Annotated in this window: 16 protein-coding genes; 1 reads left to right on the plus strand and 15 read right to left on the minus strand. The window is 75.2% G+C overall.

What is annotated here, in order from left to right; translation table 11 throughout:
• Positions 1–8: 8 nt before the first annotated feature.
• Positions 9–698: a signal peptidase I gene (gene lepB / locus ANAEK_RS21530; RefSeq protein ID WP_232288307.1), complete on the plus strand. Its 690-nt coding sequence runs from the start codon at positions 9–11 to the stop codon at positions 696–698.
• 571 nt (positions 699–1269) lie between these two features.
• Here the strand turns inward: lepB and ANAEK_RS21535 are convergent.
• From ANAEK_RS21535 to kdsA, 15 genes are all read right to left on the minus strand, one after another.
• Complete coding sequence (locus ANAEK_RS21535) at positions 1270–2811, minus strand: ATP-dependent DNA ligase (RefSeq protein WP_012528245.1); 1542 nt, start codon at positions 2809–2811, stop codon at positions 1270–1272.
• Between the two features lie 10 nt (positions 2812–2821).
• Positions 2822–3337: a hydrogenase maturation protease gene (locus tag ANAEK_RS21540; RefSeq protein WP_012528246.1), complete on the minus strand. Its 516-nt coding sequence runs from the start codon at positions 3335–3337 to the stop codon at positions 2822–2824.
• Between the two features lie 110 nt (positions 3338–3447).
• The gene (locus tag ANAEK_RS21545) at positions 3448–4932 is read right to left on the minus strand and encodes a Ni/Fe hydrogenase subunit alpha (RefSeq protein WP_012528247.1); all 1485 of its coding nucleotides are present in this window, start codon (positions 4930–4932) and stop codon (positions 3448–3450) included.
• Entirely contained in the window at positions 4929–6389 is a 1461-nt protein-coding gene (locus tag ANAEK_RS21550; protein WP_012528248.1) for a hydrogenase iron-sulfur subunit, read from the minus strand. Before ANAEK_RS21550 ends, ANAEK_RS21545 begins: the two co-directional genes overlap by 4 nt.
• A 5-nt stretch (positions 6390–6394) precedes the next feature.
• The gene (locus ANAEK_RS21555; RefSeq protein ID WP_012528249.1) at positions 6395–8293 is read right to left on the minus strand and encodes a 4Fe-4S dicluster domain-containing protein; all 1899 of its coding nucleotides are present in this window, start codon (positions 8291–8293) and stop codon (positions 6395–6397) included.
• Positions 8294–8334: 41 nt separating this feature from the next.
• A complete protein-coding gene (locus ANAEK_RS21560; protein ID WP_232287372.1) occupies positions 8335–8547 on the minus strand; it encodes a sulfurtransferase TusA family protein in 213 nt (70 codons plus the stop codon).
• A 260-nt stretch (positions 8548–8807) separates the two neighbouring features.
• Positions 8808–9266 carry a PTS sugar transporter subunit IIA gene (locus tag ANAEK_RS21565; RefSeq protein ID WP_012528251.1) on the minus strand — a complete coding sequence of 153 codons (459 nt, stop codon included), beginning with the start codon at positions 9264–9266 and terminating at the stop codon, positions 8808–8810.
• Between the two features lie 133 nt (positions 9267–9399).
• Complete coding sequence (gene hpf / locus ANAEK_RS21570) at positions 9400–9954, minus strand: ribosome hibernation-promoting factor, HPF/YfiA family (protein WP_012528252.1); 555 nt, start codon at positions 9952–9954, stop codon at positions 9400–9402.
• Positions 9955–10218: 264 nt separating this feature from the next.
• Positions 10219–11724 (minus strand): RNA polymerase factor sigma-54, encoded by a 1506-nt coding sequence (gene rpoN / locus ANAEK_RS21575; RefSeq protein ID WP_012528253.1) that lies wholly within the window; start codon positions 11722–11724, stop codon positions 10219–10221.
• Positions 11721–12488, minus strand: coding sequence for an LPS export ABC transporter ATP-binding protein (gene lptB, locus ANAEK_RS21580; protein WP_012528254.1), 768 nt, complete (start codon positions 12486–12488; stop codon positions 11721–11723). The genes rpoN and lptB overlap by 4 nt, the downstream gene beginning before the upstream one ends.
• Entirely contained in the window at positions 12485–13030 is a 546-nt protein-coding gene (locus ANAEK_RS21585) for an LptA/OstA family protein (protein ID WP_012528255.1), read from the minus strand. The genes lptB and ANAEK_RS21585 overlap by 4 nt, the downstream gene beginning before the upstream one ends.
• Positions 13027–13464 (minus strand): hypothetical protein, encoded by a 438-nt coding sequence (locus tag ANAEK_RS21590; RefSeq protein WP_232288309.1) that lies wholly within the window; start codon positions 13462–13464, stop codon positions 13027–13029. Before ANAEK_RS21590 ends, ANAEK_RS21585 begins: the two co-directional genes overlap by 4 nt.
• A gap of 161 nt (positions 13465–13625) precedes the next feature.
• Positions 13626–14603, minus strand: a complete 978-nt coding sequence (locus ANAEK_RS21595; protein WP_012528257.1) for a lysophospholipid acyltransferase family protein — start codon at positions 14601–14603, stop codon at positions 13626–13628.
• 71 nt (positions 14604–14674) lie between these two features.
• Entirely contained in the window at positions 14675–15169 is a 495-nt protein-coding gene (locus tag ANAEK_RS21600; protein ID WP_012528258.1) for an HAD family hydrolase, read from the minus strand.
• Positions 15166–15996, minus strand: coding sequence for a 3-deoxy-8-phosphooctulonate synthase (gene kdsA, locus ANAEK_RS21605; protein WP_012528259.1), 831 nt, complete (start codon positions 15994–15996; stop codon positions 15166–15168). Before kdsA ends, ANAEK_RS21600 begins: the two co-directional genes overlap by 4 nt.
• Between the last annotated feature and the right edge of the window lie 3 nt (positions 15997–15999).

Raw genomic sequence — 15999 nt, forward strand, 5'->3', positions numbered from 1 at the left:
GGCGGCGCGTGGACAGAGCGAAGGTGATGAGAGAGGTACGGGGCTGGACGCTCACCATCCTCGCGGTGCTCGCCTTCCGGACGTTCCTCTACGAGGCCGTCTACATCCCGTCGGGCTCGATGCTGCCGACGCTGGAGATCGGCGACTACGTCATCGTGGAGAAGTGGGCCTACGGCGCGCGGCTGCCGTTCACGGCGACCGCGCAGGCCACCTGGGCCACCCCGAAGCGCGGTGACATCGTGGTGCTGCTCGCGCCCCCCGGGAACCCGCGCGACGACGACCTCATCAAGCGCGTGGTGGCGGTCGGCGGCGACACGGTCGAGATCCTCGACGGGCACCTGGTGCTGAACGGCCAGCCCGTGCCCCGCGAGCGCATCGCCGGCTCGTGCAGCTACTGGGATCGCCCCGAGGGCTCCGGCTGGCGCGAGGAGCCGTGCGTGGACGCGCTCGAGCAGCTCGGGCCGCACCGCTACCACACCTACTGCACCCCGTACCAGGAGTGCGGTGACGTGCCGGCGCAGAAGGTTCCCGAGGGCACGGTGTGGCTCGCCGGCGACCACCGCGACCACTCCGCCGACAGCCGCGTGTTCGGCCCCGTGCCCGTCGGCCGCATCAAGGGCCGCGCCTGGATCGCGCTCGCGTCCTGGGGGCCGGGCGGGCCGCGGTGGAACCGGCTGTTCCACTTCGTGAATCATTAGGAACGAGGGCTGCGCCCTCGCCCCGCCGGCGGAGCCGTCGGGGCCCCACTCCTGCTGCGCGGGGCCCGTGACCTCGCGCGCCCGCCTGCGCGGGCGCGCGCGAGGTCCCCGCGGCGAGGGGCTACGCCCCTCCCCCGCTGCGCGGGGCCCCCTCCCTGCTCACCTTCGGTCGGCTGATGGCGAGCGTGGATGTGGGAACGCCGCGTTTCGGGCGCCCGAAATGAGCTCGGGTGCGATCGCTGCGAGTGCGACTGCCGGAGAAGGCCCCCCGCGTCGCTGCGTCGCCGACCGCGAACGGGTCGTTCTATTTCATGCGCATGAAATAGCGCCCCACCCTCCTCGGCGAGGCAGCCCGCGACCAGCTCGTCGCCTCCGCTACCGACCTCGACCTCGACGTCTCCTCCGAGCCCCGAGCCCGCGTCCCGCCAGCTCCGGCACCGCGCCCCCGCCCCGCCCTCGGGCCTCTCGCAGGCCGATCTCGCGGCCACGGTTCCGGCACGCCGAACCGCTCCCGGACGCCCTCGCACCTTCACAGCCTGCCCCACCGACTGCCCACGGTCCGCCCGCCCGTTCACCCTCCGTACAATCCCCGCACCGTCTCGATCGTGTCGGCGTCCTCGGGGCGCTTGTCCTCGCGGTAGCGCTTCACGCGCGCGAAGCGGAGCGCGAGGCCGCCGGGATAGCGCGGGCTGGCCTGGATCCCGTCGAACGCGACCTCCACCACCAGCTCCGGACGCACCGGGACCTGCCAGGCGTCGAGCGGGCCGGTGGCGAGCGCCTTCAGCCGCTCGGTCTGCCACGCCAGCATGGCGTCGGTCATGCCCTTGAACGTCTTGCCGAGCATCACGAACTCCCCGGTCGCCGGGTCGCGCGCGCCGAGGTGCAGGTTGGAGAGCCAGCCGCGGCGCCGGCCGCTGCCCCACTCCGCCGCGAGCACCACCAGGTCGAGCGTGTGCGCGCGCTTCACCTTCAGCCACGCGGCGCCGCGGCGGCCGGCCTCGTACGGTGCGTCGAGCGCCTTCGCCACCACGCCCTCCTGGCCGCGGGCGAGGGCTTCCTCCAGGAACGCCCGGGCCTCGGCCGCGTCGCCCGTGACGAGCCGCGGGACGCGGCGCTCCGCCGGGATCGCCCGCTCGAGCGCCGCCCAGCGCTCGCGCTCCGGGGCGCCCAGCAGCTCCCCGCCGCCCGCCACCAGCGCGTCGAAGAAGAACGCCGTCAGCGGCAGGTCCGGCGCGAGCCGCTCCACGTCGAGCTTCCTGCCGAAGCGCCGCATGGTGACCTGGAACGGCTCGGGCGTGCCGTCGGCGCGGAGCGCGATGGCCTCGCCGTCGAGCACGAGCAGCGGCTCGGGCGCGGCGCGCAGGAGCGCCACCACCTCGGGCACCGCCGCGGTCACCTCCCGGAGCGAGCGCGAGAACACCCGGACCTCGTCGCCGTCGCGGTGCGCCTGGATGCGCGCGCCGTCCAGCTTCCACTCCAGCGCCGCCTCGCCGCCGAGCGCCCGGAGCGCCTCGTCCACGCCGGCCGCGGTCTGCGCCAGCATGGGCGACACCGGCTCGCCCACCCGCAGCCGGAAGCGCGCCAGCCCGGCGGCCCCCTCGGCCAGCGCCGCCTCCGCCACCGGCGGCAGCGCGCCGGCGAGCATCGCTGCGCGCCGCACCTCGGCGCCGGGGAGCCCCGCGACCCGCGCCACCGCGTCGGAGAGGACGCCCTCCAGCGCGCCCTGGCGCAGCTCGCCGAGGACGAGGGCCGCCAGGAACCGCCGCTCCGGATCACCGGCGCGGGCGAGCAGCGCGTCCAGCTCCCGGCGCCGCGCGGCGCCGGATCCCGGACCGGCCGCGGCGGCGATCCGGCGGAGCGCGGCGTCCACCTCCCCCACCGTGAGCCCCGGCCCGGCGGCACCCGGGGGCGCCGCCTCGAGCGCCGCCCGCAGCGTGGCCGCGCCGATCCCGACGCGCCCGCCGGCCAGGTCGCCGGCGAGCCAGCTCGCGCCCACCGCGCGCTCGTCCGGCGCGAGCCGGCGCAGCGCCTCCGAGAGTAGCGCGACCTTCTCCAGGCGCGCCGGGGTGGCGGCCACCGCGCGGGAGACCTCGGCGAGCTCGGCGAGCAGCACGCCGGATCGTCTAACCGGCGGCGTCCGCCAGCGCGCGGGCCGCCTCGCGCGCCGCCGCCTCCACCGCCGGGACGGCCGCGGCCACCGCCGGGGTGAGCCCCTCGCCGACCTCGTCCAGGATCTCGACCTCCACCGCCACGAGCTGGATCCGCGACGGGACCGGAGCGCCGGCGGCGCGGGCGCGGGCCACCGCGGAGGGGAGGCCGATGGCGTGCGGCGAGGGACCGCCCGGGGCGTGGATGGCCTCGAGCGGCAGCGCGTGGACGGTGCCCGGCGGCGCCGCGCCGGTCCGCACCGCGTCCACCACCACCACGCGGTCGAAGCCCTCCATGTCGTCGAGCAGGTACAGGCCGGCCTGCGCGCTGGTGCGGACCTCGACGCCCGGCTCCGGCCGCGCCGCCAGCCGCGCGGCCACGTGCAGCGCCACCGCGTCGTCGCGGCGGAGCGGGTTGCCCAGGCACAGGATGAGGACCGATCTGACGGGGCTGCGCCCCGCCCCACGGAGCGAAGCTCCGCGGGCCCCCACCCTGCTCGCCGGGTCCCGTGCGCCGCCGCGGGCGGCTTCGCCGCTGACGCGGCGGCGCCCCGGCGGGCTCGCTGCGCTCGCTGGCCGTTCAGGGTCCATGCTCGGCAGCCTCAGTCCACGTCCTCCGGCACGCGCCGCCGGATCACCTCGCGCACCGCGCCGTCGGCACCGCGCACCGTGACCACCAGCGGCAGCTCGCCGGGCAGCGCGTGCGACGCGCAGGCGTTGCACGGATCGTACGCCCGGAACGCCATCTCCAGGCGGTTCAGCAGCGCCGCGTCCACCTTCCCGCCGCGGATGAGCCCCTTCGCCGCCTTGCGCACCGAGACCTGCACCGGCGCCGCGTTGTGCTGCGAGGCGACCACCAGGTTCGCGGCGGTGAGGATCCCGTCCGCGTCGGCGGCGTAGTGGTGGAAGAGCGTGCCCCGCGGCGCCTCCACCGCGCCGACGCCCTGGCGCGGCCCGGGCAGCGGCGCCGGCACCTCGCGCACGTGCGGATCGCCGAGGCGCGGATCCTCCGCGAGCCGCTGCGCGGTCTCCGCCGCCTGGAGCGCCTCGACCAGCCGCGCCCAGTGGAACGCGAGCGTCTGGTGCGCCGGCCACCCCAGCGCCTCGAACAGCCGCTGCCGCTCCGCCTCGGCGCGCGGCGTGGCCATGGCGCGAGCGACGTTGAGCCGCGCCAGCGGGCCCACGCGGTACAGGCCGGTGTCGTCGCCCTCGGTGAAGCCGGTCCAGCCCTTCGACTTCAGATACGTGAGCTTCGCGTAGGTCCACGGCTCGACCCGCTCTGCCAGGTGGTCGAGCCAGTCGCGCGGCGCGAACGTCGCCAGCTCGTCGCCGGCGGGGTCGATCACCCGCAGCCGCCCGTCCAGGAACGCGAGCCGGCCGTCCGCGTCCACCATGCCCATCGAGTGGCAGCGCACCCGGTACGCGTCGCTGGCGAGCGCCTCCGAGTACTCCGGGTGGTCGAGCACCGCCGCGCGGAACGAGGCGAGCGTGTCCTCGGCGAAGCGCACCAGCCCGGGCGCGAGCGCGCGCGCCCGCTGCACCGTGGCGGCGTCCACCGCCTTCGAGATGCCGCCCGGCAGCGCGAACACCGGGTGCACGGTGCGCCCGGCCAGCGCCGCCATCAGCTCGCGCGCCTCGCGCCGGGCGGAGAGGATCCGCTTGCCGAGGTCCGCGCCCACCTTCGCGAGCACGCCCAGGATGTTGCGCATGGGCGCGGGCGCGTCCGAGCCGGCGTAGAAGTCCGGCCCGCCCATGTACCAGTAGTGGAGGAGGTGGTCCTCGAAGATGAACAGCTGGTAGTAGAGCGCGCGGGCGAGCCGGGCCGCCGGCGGCGGCTCGACGGCGTAGAGCGCGTCGAGCGCCTGCACCGCGGCGAGGTGGTGCGCCGCCGGGCACACGCCGCACACGTGCGCGGTGAGCTGCGGCATCTCCTCGGCCGGGCGGCCCACGCAGAAGCGCTCGAAGCCGCGCAGCTCCGGCACCTGCAGGAACGCGCTCTCCACGTCGCCGGCGTCGTCGAGCAGGATCTCGATCTTCCCGTGCCCCTCGAGCCGGGTGATGGGGTCGATGGTGATCCGCCGCGTCACGCGCCCGCCTCGCCTTCCGGCCCGGCCGGCCGCACCCGGCGCGGCAGCAGCGCCGCCGCGTAGGAGTAGCGCCAGAACGTACCCGCCGGATCCGGCACCGCCGCGCCGAGCGCCGCCGGGTCGGCGCCGCCCAGCAGCGAGGCGAAGCCGGAGAGCATGGCCGCGCCGCCGTCGCGCACGCCGTCGAGCGGCCCGAAGCAGCCGCGGCAGGGCATCCCCGCCTCGACGCAGCCGGGCTGGCATCCCTGGCGCGTGGCCGGGCCCATGCACACGAGCCCCTGGGCGAGGAAGCACAGGTCGGGATCGACGGCGGAGGTCGCGAGCCGGCGGAGCGCCTGGAGCGCGATGCGCTCGGGCCGCGAGCCCTTGCGCGGGCAGGCCTCGCAGAGCGAGACGTCCGGCGCGAGCACCGCGCCCCGCGGCGGCGGCGCGTCGCCGAGCAGCGCGTCGAGCGCGGCCTGCACCACCGCCGGCGAGGGCGGGCAGCCGGGGATGGTGTAGTCCACCGGGACCACGTCGGCGAGCGTGAGCGTGCGCGGCAGGAGCACCGGCAGGGAGAGCGCCGCGCCCTCCACGCGCACCGGCCCGCCGGGCAGCGGCGCGTCCGGGTTCGCGACGCTGGGCGGCGCGCGGTAGGCGGCCTCGAGCAGCGCCTCCGGCTCGGAGAGGTTCCCGAGCCCCACCACGCCGCCCAGGTGCGCGCAGGCGCCGAACGCCACCAGCGTGCGCGCCTTGCGGCGCAGCAGCCGGGCCCAGTCCTCCTGCTCGTCGAGGCGCACCGCGCCGTTCACGAACGCGAGGTCGATCCCGCCGTCGGGCAGCGCCTCCACGTCGGCGCGCTTGTGGTCGGTCGCGACCGGCCAGAGCACCACCTCGACGCGCTCCAGCAGGCCGGCGAAGCCGTCGCCCAGGTCCACCACCGCCTCCTCGCAGCCGCCGCAGGAGGCGTTCCAGTAGAAGGCGACGCGCGGCTTCCCGGGCGCGCGCGGGGAGAGCGGCGGCGGCGCGGGATCGGCGGCGGCGAGGGCGAGCGCTGCGCCGTCGAGCGCGCGCCGCGCGTAGTCGAGCGGCCCGAGCGCCCGGAGCGCCGCGGTCATGTCGCGCACCTCGCCGGCGAGCCGCTCCGCCTCGTTCGCGCCCGCCCACGTCATCCGGAAGCGCGCCGGCTCGATGCCCGCCTGCTCGAGCGCCCCCGCCAGCACCGCGCCGCGGGCGGCGGCGCGCAGGTTGCCGTCGAGGTAATGGCACTCGCCCGGGTGGCAGCCGGCCACCAGCACGCCGTCGGCGCCCTCGCGGAAGGCCTGGAGCACGAACGCCGGCTCCACCCGCCCGGTGCACATGACGCGCACCGTGAGCAGGCTCTGCGGCATCTCCAGGCGCTGCTGCCCGGCGCGGTCCGCGGCGGCGTACGCGCACCAGTTGCACAGGAACGCCACGATGCGCGGCTCGTGGGCCACCCCGCTCACCTCCCCGCCAGCAGCGCGGAGATCTCCGCCGCGATCTGGGTGCGGGTGAAGTGGCGGGCGCTGGCCGCGCCGGTCGGGCAGGCCGCGGCGCACGTGCCGCAGCCGCGGCAGTCCACCGCCAGCACCCTCGCCTTCCCGTCCGCGCCGTCGATCACCATCGCGCCGAACGGGCAGGCGGCGACGCACATCCCGCAGCCGCCGCACAGCGCGGCGTCCACCTCGGCGGCGAGCGGCTCGAGCGCGCGCCGCTCCCCCGGGCGCAGCGTGGCGAGCACCTGGCCGGCCGCGGCGGCGCCGTCGCGGATGGCGTCGCGGACGCTCCGCGGGCCGGCGGCCGCGCCGGCCACGTACACGCCGGCGGTGCGGCTGGCGGTGGGCTCGAACGGGCTCGCGCCGCCGTCCACGAGGAAGCCGCGGCCGTCGGGCGCGAGGCGCAGCAGCGCGGCGAGCGCGGCGACGCCGCCCGAGCCGCGCGACGGCGCGTGGACCGCCACCAGGTCCGCCCGCCGGCGCGTGGTGCCGCCGCCGGGCTCCGCGAGCCGGACCTCCAGCGCCCCGTCCGCCGCCGCGACGCCGCCCTCGACGAGCGCGCCCGCGAGCAGCTCGACCCCGTCGCGCCGGAGCGCGGCCGCGAGGCCGGCGAGCTGCGGCGCGCGATCGAGACCGCCCGCGACGGCCACCCGCGCCGAGGGCAGCCGGGCGCGGACCCGCTGCGCGAGCTTCAGCACCTCCCGCAGCGCCAGCTCCCCGTCCGCCTCCGCCGCGCTGGTGGCGAGCAGCACCGCCTGCGGCGTCCGCCCACCCGCGCCGCGCAGCGCGCCGCCGGTGGGGCCGTCCGGGTGGAGCATCCGCTCGAGCTGCCAGGAGGACACGAGCCCCTCCGGCCCCTCCACCGCGCCGGGCTCGAGGCCGGTCGCGATCACGATCGCGCCCACCTCCACCTCGCGCCGGCGCGGACCCTCGTCGAGGCGCACCGCGCCGAACGGGCAGGCGTCGGCGCAGGCGGCGCAGCCGGGCAGGCACGCCGCCCGGTCCACCACCGCCGCGTGCGGCAGGCACCCCGGGTACGGCAGGTGGATGGCCTTGCGGGCCGGCCCGCCGCCGGACGGATCCGCCACCTCGACCGGGCAGGCGGCGCCGCACACCTCGGCGCAGCCCAGGCACGCGACCGGATCCACGTGGCGCGGCGCGATGGCCAGCTCCACCGTGAACCGCCCGGCCGAGCCGCGCACGCGCCGGACCTCGGCGCCGGTGATCACCTCGACGCGGTCCGAGTGCAGCACGCGGTCGAGCGCCGGCTCCATGAAGCAGCTGGCGCAGGCGAGGTCCGGGAACACCTCGTCGAGCCGGTTCGCGAGCCCGCCCAGCGCGTGCGCGCGCTCCACCAGCACGACCTTCCGGTCCTTCTGCGCGAGCGCCAGCGCCGCCGAGATCCCGGCCGCGCCGCCGCCCACCACCAGCGCGTCGGCGCTCACCTCGACGTCGCCCTCCGGCAGCGGGCGCTGCAGCGCCACCCGCGCCAGCCCCGCGGCCACGAGGCGCCGGGCGCGCGCGGTCACGTCCGCCGGCGCGCCGCCCAGCCACTCGGCCTGCTCGCGCAGGTTCACCATGTGGAGCTGCCAGGGCGAGCGCCCCGCGCCGGCGAGGACGCCGCGGAAGGTGTGCTCGTGCTCGCGCGGCGAGCAGGCCCCGAGCACCACGCGCTCGATCCCGCCCGCGCGGATCCGCTCGGCGAGCCACGCCTGCCCCTCCGGCGAGCAGAGCACGTCGTGCACCGCCACGTCGGCGGCGGCCGGGAACGCGCCGGGCGCGGAGAGATCCGGCAGCCGCACCGCGCGCCCGAGGTTCGGCCCGCAGCGGCAGAAGTAGAGGCCGGTCCGGCTCGGCGACGCCATCGTGGTTCCCGCGGCGCGCCCCACGCAGATCGGCCGCTCGCTCAGTACTGTATCTGGATCACCGTCTTCACGCCGTCGCCGCGGACCGAGAGCAGCGTCTTGCGGCGACGCTCGCAGAAGGTGCGGATGTCCTTCTCGAACGTGGGGCAATCGCCGGTGATCTCGACCATCGTGCCGGACGGCGTCTCGGCGGTCTCGACCGCCAGCTTCAACACCGGCTGCGGGCAGCGCATGCCGCTGCAGTCGATCTTCATGATGGATCCCACCGCTCGCTTCCTCCCGGGCCGGACGCGACCGGGACCGGTGCCCCCGCCGGCGCGACCGGCGCGATCGGGAGGGGCGGGGATGGGTCGCGTTCGCCGGGCGGGACCATACCTGTCCGCTCCGCTCGACGTCAAACCCAGGCGGGGCAGTCCCCGAGCGCCGTGACGACGCAGGGAATCCCCGTGTTCGCGGGGAGTTACGGCGCAGCGTGGCAGGTCGGTCGGCCGCCCGGCGGGCGCCCGGTCGGACGTCAGTACTTCGCGTCCTCGGCCTCGATGAGGCGGTAGATCTCGGCCGCGTCGGGCGCCTTCATGATCGCCTCGCGGAAGGCCGGGTTCTTGAAGATCCGGCTGATCCGGGCGAGCGCCTTGAGGTGCGTGCCGGCCGAGTTCTCGGGGGCGAACAGCGCGAAGAACAGGTGGGTGGGCTTGCCGTCGATGGCGCGGAAGTCCACGCCGCCCGCGGAGCGGCCGAAGCTCGCCATCAGGCCGGGCAGGCCGGGGACCTTGCCGTGCGGGATGGCCACGCCCTCGCCGATGCCGGTCGAGCCGAGCTTCTCGCGATCGAGCAGCGTCTCGACCAGCCGCTGCCCGTCGACCTTCTGGCTGGCGGCGAGCGGACGGACCAGCTCGGCCAGCACGGCGGGCGCCGCCTGCCCGGAGAGGCTGGCGATCACGGCGTCGGACCGGAGGAACTCGACGATCTTCATGGCGGACCGGCGTCAGCTAACACAGGTGGCAACGTGTGGGCAAGAAGGCAAGGCGAGGGGCCGGCGGGTCGCGCGGGGGACGCCGCGACGGGCGGGACGCGGCGCCCTGGGACGCCGCGCCCCGCCGCCGCGATCAGGCCGGGTGCGCCTCGATGAGGCCGACGTTCCCGTCGTCGCGCCGGTACACCACGTTGATGCTCCGGTCCTCCGCGTTCTGGAACACGTAGAAGTGCGCGTCGAGGAGGTCGAGCTGGAGGATCGCCTCGTCGAGCGACATGGGCTTCGCCTGGAACTCGGTGCTCTTGATCACCTTGTGGCTGGGGCGCGACGGGTCCTCGAGGATCCCGAGCACGTCGTGGCGCACGTCCACCGGCGGCTGCTCCGGCGCCGCGGGGGCGGCCTTGTGGTTCTGGAGCTTCTCCTTGTGCTTCTTCAGCTGCCGCTCGATCTTGTCCGCGGCCGCGTCGATCGACGCGTACATGTCCCCGGTCTTGGCGGTGCCGCGCAGCAGGAACCGCCCCGCCTTCACGGTCAGCTCTGCGTGGTGCTTCAGGTTCTCCAGGTGGAGGACCGCGTACGCCTCGGTCGGGCGGTCGATGTATTTCTGCACGCGCTCGACGCGATCGCGGACGTGGGCCTTGAGGGCTTCGGTGGGATCCAGATGCCGGAAGGTGATGTTCACCTGCATGAACCGCCTCCTTGGGAGGACCGCAAATGCTTCGGCCGCGGTCCGGCGGGTTCTGTGTCCCGTCGGTGCCGCGGCCGCGAATGCTGCCGGAGCTGGCAACATGTCGAGGTCATAATACCCCAGGGCCGCCGCGATCGATCTCCGCGATCGCCCGCGCCCCGGGCCTGACGGGGCCTCGGCGCTCCCGCGATCGGGCGCCCGGCCGGCCGCCGCGGGCCGGGTCGCCCCGCCGCCCGTCGCCGGATCCCGGGACGCCGTCCGCGGCTAGAAGTACTTCTTGCGCTTCGAGCTGGGCAGGATCCCCAGCACCTCGCGGTACTTCGCGACGGTGCGGCGGGCGATCTCGATGTTCTGGCCCTTCAGGAGCTCGACGATCTTCTGGTCGGAGTGCGGGTGCTTCGGGTCCTCGGCCGCGACGATCTGGCGGATGTGGTTCTTCACCGCCTCGCTCGCGATCTCGTCGCCGCCGGTCTTCTGGATCGCGGAGTTGAAGAAGAACTTCAGCTCGTAGATGCCCTGCGGCGTGTGGACGTACTTGTTCGTGGTGACGCGCGAGACGGTGGACTCGTGCATCCCGATGTCCTCGGCCACGTCTCGCAGGATGAGCGGCTTCAGGTGGGCGATCCCCTTGTCGAGGAAGTCGCGCTGGAACTTCACGATCGACTCGGTGACCTTGTAGATGGTCCGCTGCCGCTGGTGGATGGAGCGGATGAGCCACACCGCGCTGCGCAGCTTCTCCTGGATGTACTCCTTGGCCTTGCCCGCCTCGCCGTTCTTCAGCGCGGCGCGGTACATGCCGGAGATGCGCAGCTTCGAGAGGCCGTCGTCGTTGAGGACGGTGACGTACTTGTCGCCCATCTTGTGCACGTAGACGTCGGGGGTGATGTACTGCGCCTCCTCGCCGGAGTAGGCGCGGCCCGGCTTCGGCTCGAGGCGGCTGATCACCTTCACCGCCTTCACCACCTCCTCGATGGGAACCTTCAGGTCCTTGGCGATGGCCTGATAGTTCTTCGACTCGAGGTGCTTCAGGTGGCGCTCGATGATCGCGACGATCTCGGGCGTGTCGGCGTTGATCGCGACCACCTGGATCAGCAGGCACTCGCGCAGGTCGCGGGCGGCGACGCCGATCGGGTCGAAGGTCTGCACCTTCCGCAGCACCCGCTCGGCGACCTCGATGCCCTGCCCCGACTCGAACGCCACCCGCACCAGCGGATCGCGCGAGGTGGCCTCGTCGGCCTCGCCCTCCACCGCCGGCATCTTGAAGTAGCCGTCGTCGTCGAGGTTCCCGATGATGAGCATCGCGACCTGCTCCTCCTCGGGCGTGAAGTTCGAGAGGCGCAGCTGCCACACCAGGTGGTCGACGAGGTCGGTCTTCTTGGTGAGCGTGGCCTCGTAGCCGGGCAGCTCCTCGTCGGAGAGGCCGCGGTTGGACGGCGCGGTGTGGCCCTGGAGCTGGTACTGGTCGAGGTACTGGTCCCAGTCGATCTCGTTCGCGCCCTCCTCGCCCTTCACCTCCTCGGCCTTCTCCGCCTCCTTGTGCTCGGGCTTCGCCTCGATCTCGGCCTGCTCGGCGGGGCTGGCGCCGTCGGGCACCGCCTGCTCGTCGTTCTCGTCCGCCCCCTCCAGCATGGGGTTCTCGGTCATCTCGGTGCGGATGAGATCGACCAGCTCCATGCGCGAGAGCTGCAGGAGCTTGATGGCCTGCTGCAGCTGGGGCGTCATCACCAGCTGCTGGGTCATCTTGAGGTGCTGCTTCAGCTCGAGGCTCATCGAGGCTCCGCTGGCTGGTGGTCGTCCAGCCTGAACTTGTCGCCGAGGTACACGGCCCGCGCGCGCGGGCTCGCGGCGATCTCGACGGGCGTCCCCTGCTCGAGGATCGAGCCCGAGGAGAGGATGTACGCGCGCCCGCAGATGCCGAGCGCCTCGCGCACGTTGTGGTCGGTGATGAGGACGCCGATGCCGCGATCGCGCAGGCCGCCGATGAGGCGCTGCAGCTCGCCCACCGCGATCGGATCCACGCCGGCGAACGGCTCGTCGAACAGGATGTAGCGGGGGCTGGAGAGCAGGCTGCGCGCCACCTCGGCGCGGCGCCGCTCGCCGCCGGAGAGCTGCTCGCCCAGCGAGTCGGCGACCTTCTCCAGCCGGTACTCGGCGAGCAGCGCCGCGGCGCGCTCGTTCCGCTCGGCGCGCCCGACGCCGAGCGCCTCCAGGACGCCCACGAAGTTCTGCCGCACCGTGAGCTTGCGGAAGATCGACGCCTCCTGCGGCAGGTAGCCGACGCCGAGCCGCGCCCGCCGGTGCATGGGCAGCCGGGTGAGGTCGTGCTCGCCGAGCGTCACCTTGCCGCGCTCCGGCACCACCAGCCCCACCACCATGTTGAACGAGGTGGTCTTGCCGGCGCCGTTCGGGCCGAGCAGCCCCACCACCTCGCCGGGCGCGACGTGGAAGGACACGCCGTCCACCACGCGGCGGCCGCGGTAGGACTTCACCAGCCCCTCGGCCCTGAGGAGCGCGTCGCCGCCGGCGGCGGTCACTTCGCCTGCCCCTTGCGCTGCGCGTCCAGCTCGCGGCGCCGCTGCTCCACCTCGGCGCCCGGCACGGTGATCCGGACCGGCACGCCGCCGCCCTCCAGCTTCACCTCGTCCGTGCGCAGCTCGTACACGAGCCGCCGGCCGTGCGCCTCGGTGCCGCGGTCGCGCAGCACCGCCGCGCCGTCGCAGGTCACCCGCGCGGCCGCGTTCTCGTAGGTGGCGGTCTGGCAGGTCACGGTGCGCTCGCCGCGGACCAGCTTCACGTCGCCGCGGCACACCGCCGTCTCGATCACGCCCGCCTCGTCGTTCTTCGCCTCGAGCCGCGCGCAGGTCAGCACCGCGTCGTCGCGGGTCAGCGTCACCGGCTTCCCGGTGAACACCACCTCGCGGCGCTGGAACGCGTAGCGGACCTCGGCGGCGTCCACCCGGTAGTCCGGCGCCGCCCGCGCGGCGCCCTTCGCGGCGGGCGCAGGCCGGGTCACGGGCTTGCCCTGGGCCGGCGCCGGGGCGGCGGCGAGCAGCGCGGCGGCGAGGAGCGCGATCACCGCAGCTCCCCCCCGCCGGTCAGCCGCGGGCTCCCGCCCAGCGTCAGCTCGCCGGTGCCGGCGTCGAGCACGAACCCGGTGCCCTCGAGCCGGTAGCCGCGCCCGTCCACCGTGAGCGCCTGGTCCCCGCGGACCATCCCGCCCTCGCCCTCGGGCGTGTACCGGGCGCTGGGCGTCCGGGCCACGTCGTCCCGGTGACGCACCGTGACACCGCCGTGCGCCTCGAAGGTGTGAGCCGACAGGACCCCGGAGCCTTCCGGCGCGGCGATCCGCACCGGGTCCCCACCGCGCGGGAGGACGGCCACGACGTCACGTGCCCGGAGCAGGGTCGAGTCGCGCTCCAGCGTCGCGGTGCGTGCCTCGCCCTCGACGCGCAGGTCCGCCTCCCGCCACACGCGGAATCGAACCCCCTCGAGCATCAGCTCAGGCACCACGTCACGCGCCTCCACGGGCTGGGCGGGCTGGCATCCAGTGCCGAGCCCGAGCGCGAGAGCGGCGGCCAAGCCGGCCGCCGTCCGCATCCAAAGCCGCTGAAACATAGCATTCTTTCCTTGGTGGATCGACAGGCACAGACCTTGCTTTATGCCCGGGCGCCCTAGCCGCGTGAAAGCTCAGCGCTTTTCGGCACTGCCTTTGCTTGGGGGTCGTCGGCCTGGTTCTCGCCTTCGGGGCGCGTCTTCCAGCGCTGGTGCATCCACACCCACTCGGCCGGGTTCCGCCGGATGGCTGCCTCCAGGGCGGCAGAGCAGGCGGCGGTGAGCCGGACCGCCTCCGCCTCGCGGTCGGGCGGGTCGGCGGCGAACGGGATCTCCACGCACTCGAGGAGGTGGCCGTCGCCGGCGCGCGGCCCGCGGCGGCGGATGGTGCCGACCACCACCGGCGCGCCGAAGCGGAGCGCGAGGTCGGCCGCGGCGCGCGGCGTGTACGCGAGCCGGCCGAAGAACGGGACGAACAGGCCCTGGACCTTCGTGTCCTGGTCGATGAGCAGCCCGAGCGCCTTGCCCTGGCGGAAGGTGCGGATGATGGCGCGGCCGGTGTCGGGGTTCTCGCGCCAGAGCGTGGTGACCCCGCCCGCCGCCCGGAAGCGCTCCGCCAGCCGGTTCAGCGCGGCGTCGCCGCCGGCCTTGGCGATGACGGCGTTCGGGATGCCGGCCCGCGCGATGCGCCGGGCGAGGAGCTCCCAGCTCCCCACGTGCCCGGTGACGAACACCATGCCCCGGCCGCGCGCGATGACCTCCTGGAGCAGCCCGGGCGGCGACAGCTCGACGTAGGTCTCGAGCCGCGCGTCGTAGCTGCGGATGGCGGCGAGCTCGAGCGCGGTGCGCCCGAGGTGCACGAACATGGCGCGCGCGATGGCCTCGCGCTCGGCGTCGGGCTTCTCGGGGAACGCGACGGCGAGGCTCCGGAGCGCGAGCCGCCGCGTGCCGCGGGCGAGGTGGTAGCCGGCGCGGCCCACCAGCCCGCCGAGCGCGAGGGCGGGGCCGAGGGGCAGGAGACCCAGGATCCAGAGGACGGCGCGGACCAGCGCGGAGCGGACGCTCCTCTTGATCCGCTTGCGGAGCGGTACGGCCATGGCGGGCGCACGCTAGCACGGGATCCGGGGCGATCGTCAGCCCCGGGCGGCCTCGGCCCGGCGCGGCCGGCCTACAGGCCGCGGGCGCGGAGCAGCAGGTCGCAGAGCTCGCGGACCGCGCCGCGGCCGCCGGGCGCGGCGGTGACGAGGTGCGCGACGGCCTTCGCCTCGGGCCGCGCGTCGGCGGGGCAGGCGGCGAGGCCCACCTTCGCGAGCAGCGGCACGTCGTTCACGTCGTCGCCCATGTACGCCACCTCGGCGTCCGGGATGCCGAGGTGCGCCAGCCGCGCGTAGCCGGCCAGCTTGTCGCGCTCGCCGAACACGAGGTGCTGGAAGCGCAGCTCGCGGAGGCGCGCCTCCGAGGCCTTGCCCGGCCGGCCGGAGACGACGCCGAACGGGACGTGCTCGCGCAGGAGCACGATGCCGTGGCCGTCCTTCACGTCGAAGACCTTCAGCGCCTCGCCGTCCGGGCCGTAGTAGAGCCGGCCGTCGGTGAGCACCCCGTCCACGTCCAGCAGCACCAGCCGGACGCGCGCGGCGCGCGCGAGGAGCTCGGCCTCGGTCACGGCTGCCCCAGCGCGTGCCGGACCGCCAGCACCTCGCGGAGCACGCGGTCGGCGGTGGGGAAGTCGAGCGAGTTGGGCCCGTCGGACTTCGCCACCGCGGGATCCTCGTGGATCTCCATGAACAGCGCGTCGATGCCCACCGCCGCCGCGGCGCGCGCCAGCGGCGCCACGAACTGCCGGTCGCCGGCGGTGGTGTCGCCGCCGGAGCCCGGCATCTGCACGCTGTGGGTCGCGTCCATGCACACCGGCACGCCCAGCTCGCGCATCTGCACCAGGGCGCGCATGTCCACCACCAGGTTGCCGTAGCCGAAGGTGACGCCGCGCTCGGTGAGGAACACGTTCTCGTTGCCGCCCTCGCGGCACTTCGCGATCGCGTGGCGCATCTCGCGCGGCGCGAGGAACTGGCCCTTCTTCACGTTCACGGCGCGGCCGTGGCGCGCGCAGGCGATGACGAGGTCGGTCTGCCGGCACAGGAACGCCGGCACCTGCAGCACGTCCACCACCCGCCCGGCCGGCTCGGCCTGCCAGGTCTCGTGCACGTCGGTGAGGCAGGGCAGCCCGGTCTCGCGCTTCACCGCCTGGAACGCGGCCAGCCCCGCCTCCAGGCCCGGCCCGCGGTAGCTCTTGCCGGAGGAGCGGTTGGCCTTGTCGAAGCTGGCCTTGAACACCACCGGCAGGCCGTGCTTCGCGGCGAGCTCCTTCACGCGCCGGGCGTGGCGGAGGCCGTGCGCCTCGTCCTCCATGACGCAGGGGCCGGCGATGAGCAGGAGCGGCTGCCCGTCGCCCACGAGGTGCCCGCCCACGCGGGCCTGGATCGGCTGGGACATCGG

Source organism: Anaeromyxobacter sp. K, assembly GCF_000020805.1.
GTDB classification, from domain to species: Bacteria; Myxococcota; Myxococcia; order Myxococcales; family Anaeromyxobacteraceae; genus Anaeromyxobacter; species Anaeromyxobacter dehalogenans.

Coding starts and splice junctions, on each gene's coding strand:
- hpf (WP_012528252.1), bottom strand. CDS start 9,954: ATGCAGGTGAACATCACCTTCCGGCATCTGGATCCCACCGAAGCCCTC.
- ANAEK_RS21555 (WP_012528249.1), bottom strand. CDS start 8,293: ATGGCGTCGCCGAGCCGGACCGGCCTCTACTTCTGCCGCTGCGGGCCG.
- kdsA (WP_012528259.1), bottom strand. CDS start 15,996: ATGTCCCAGCCGATCCAGGCCCGCGTGGGCGGGCACCTCGTGGGCGAC.
- ANAEK_RS21560 (WP_232287372.1), bottom strand. CDS start 8,547: ATGAAGATCGACTGCAGCGGCATGCGCTGCCCGCAGCCGGTGTTGAAG.
- ANAEK_RS21595 (WP_012528257.1), bottom strand. CDS start 14,603: ATGGCCGTACCGCTCCGCAAGCGGATCAAGAGGAGCGTCCGCTCCGCG.
- ANAEK_RS21565 (WP_012528251.1), bottom strand. CDS start 9,266: ATGAAGATCGTCGAGTTCCTCCGGTCCGACGCCGTGATCGCCAGCCTC.
- rpoN (WP_012528253.1), bottom strand. CDS start 11,724: ATGAGCCTCGAGCTGAAGCAGCACCTCAAGATGACCCAGCAGCTGGTG.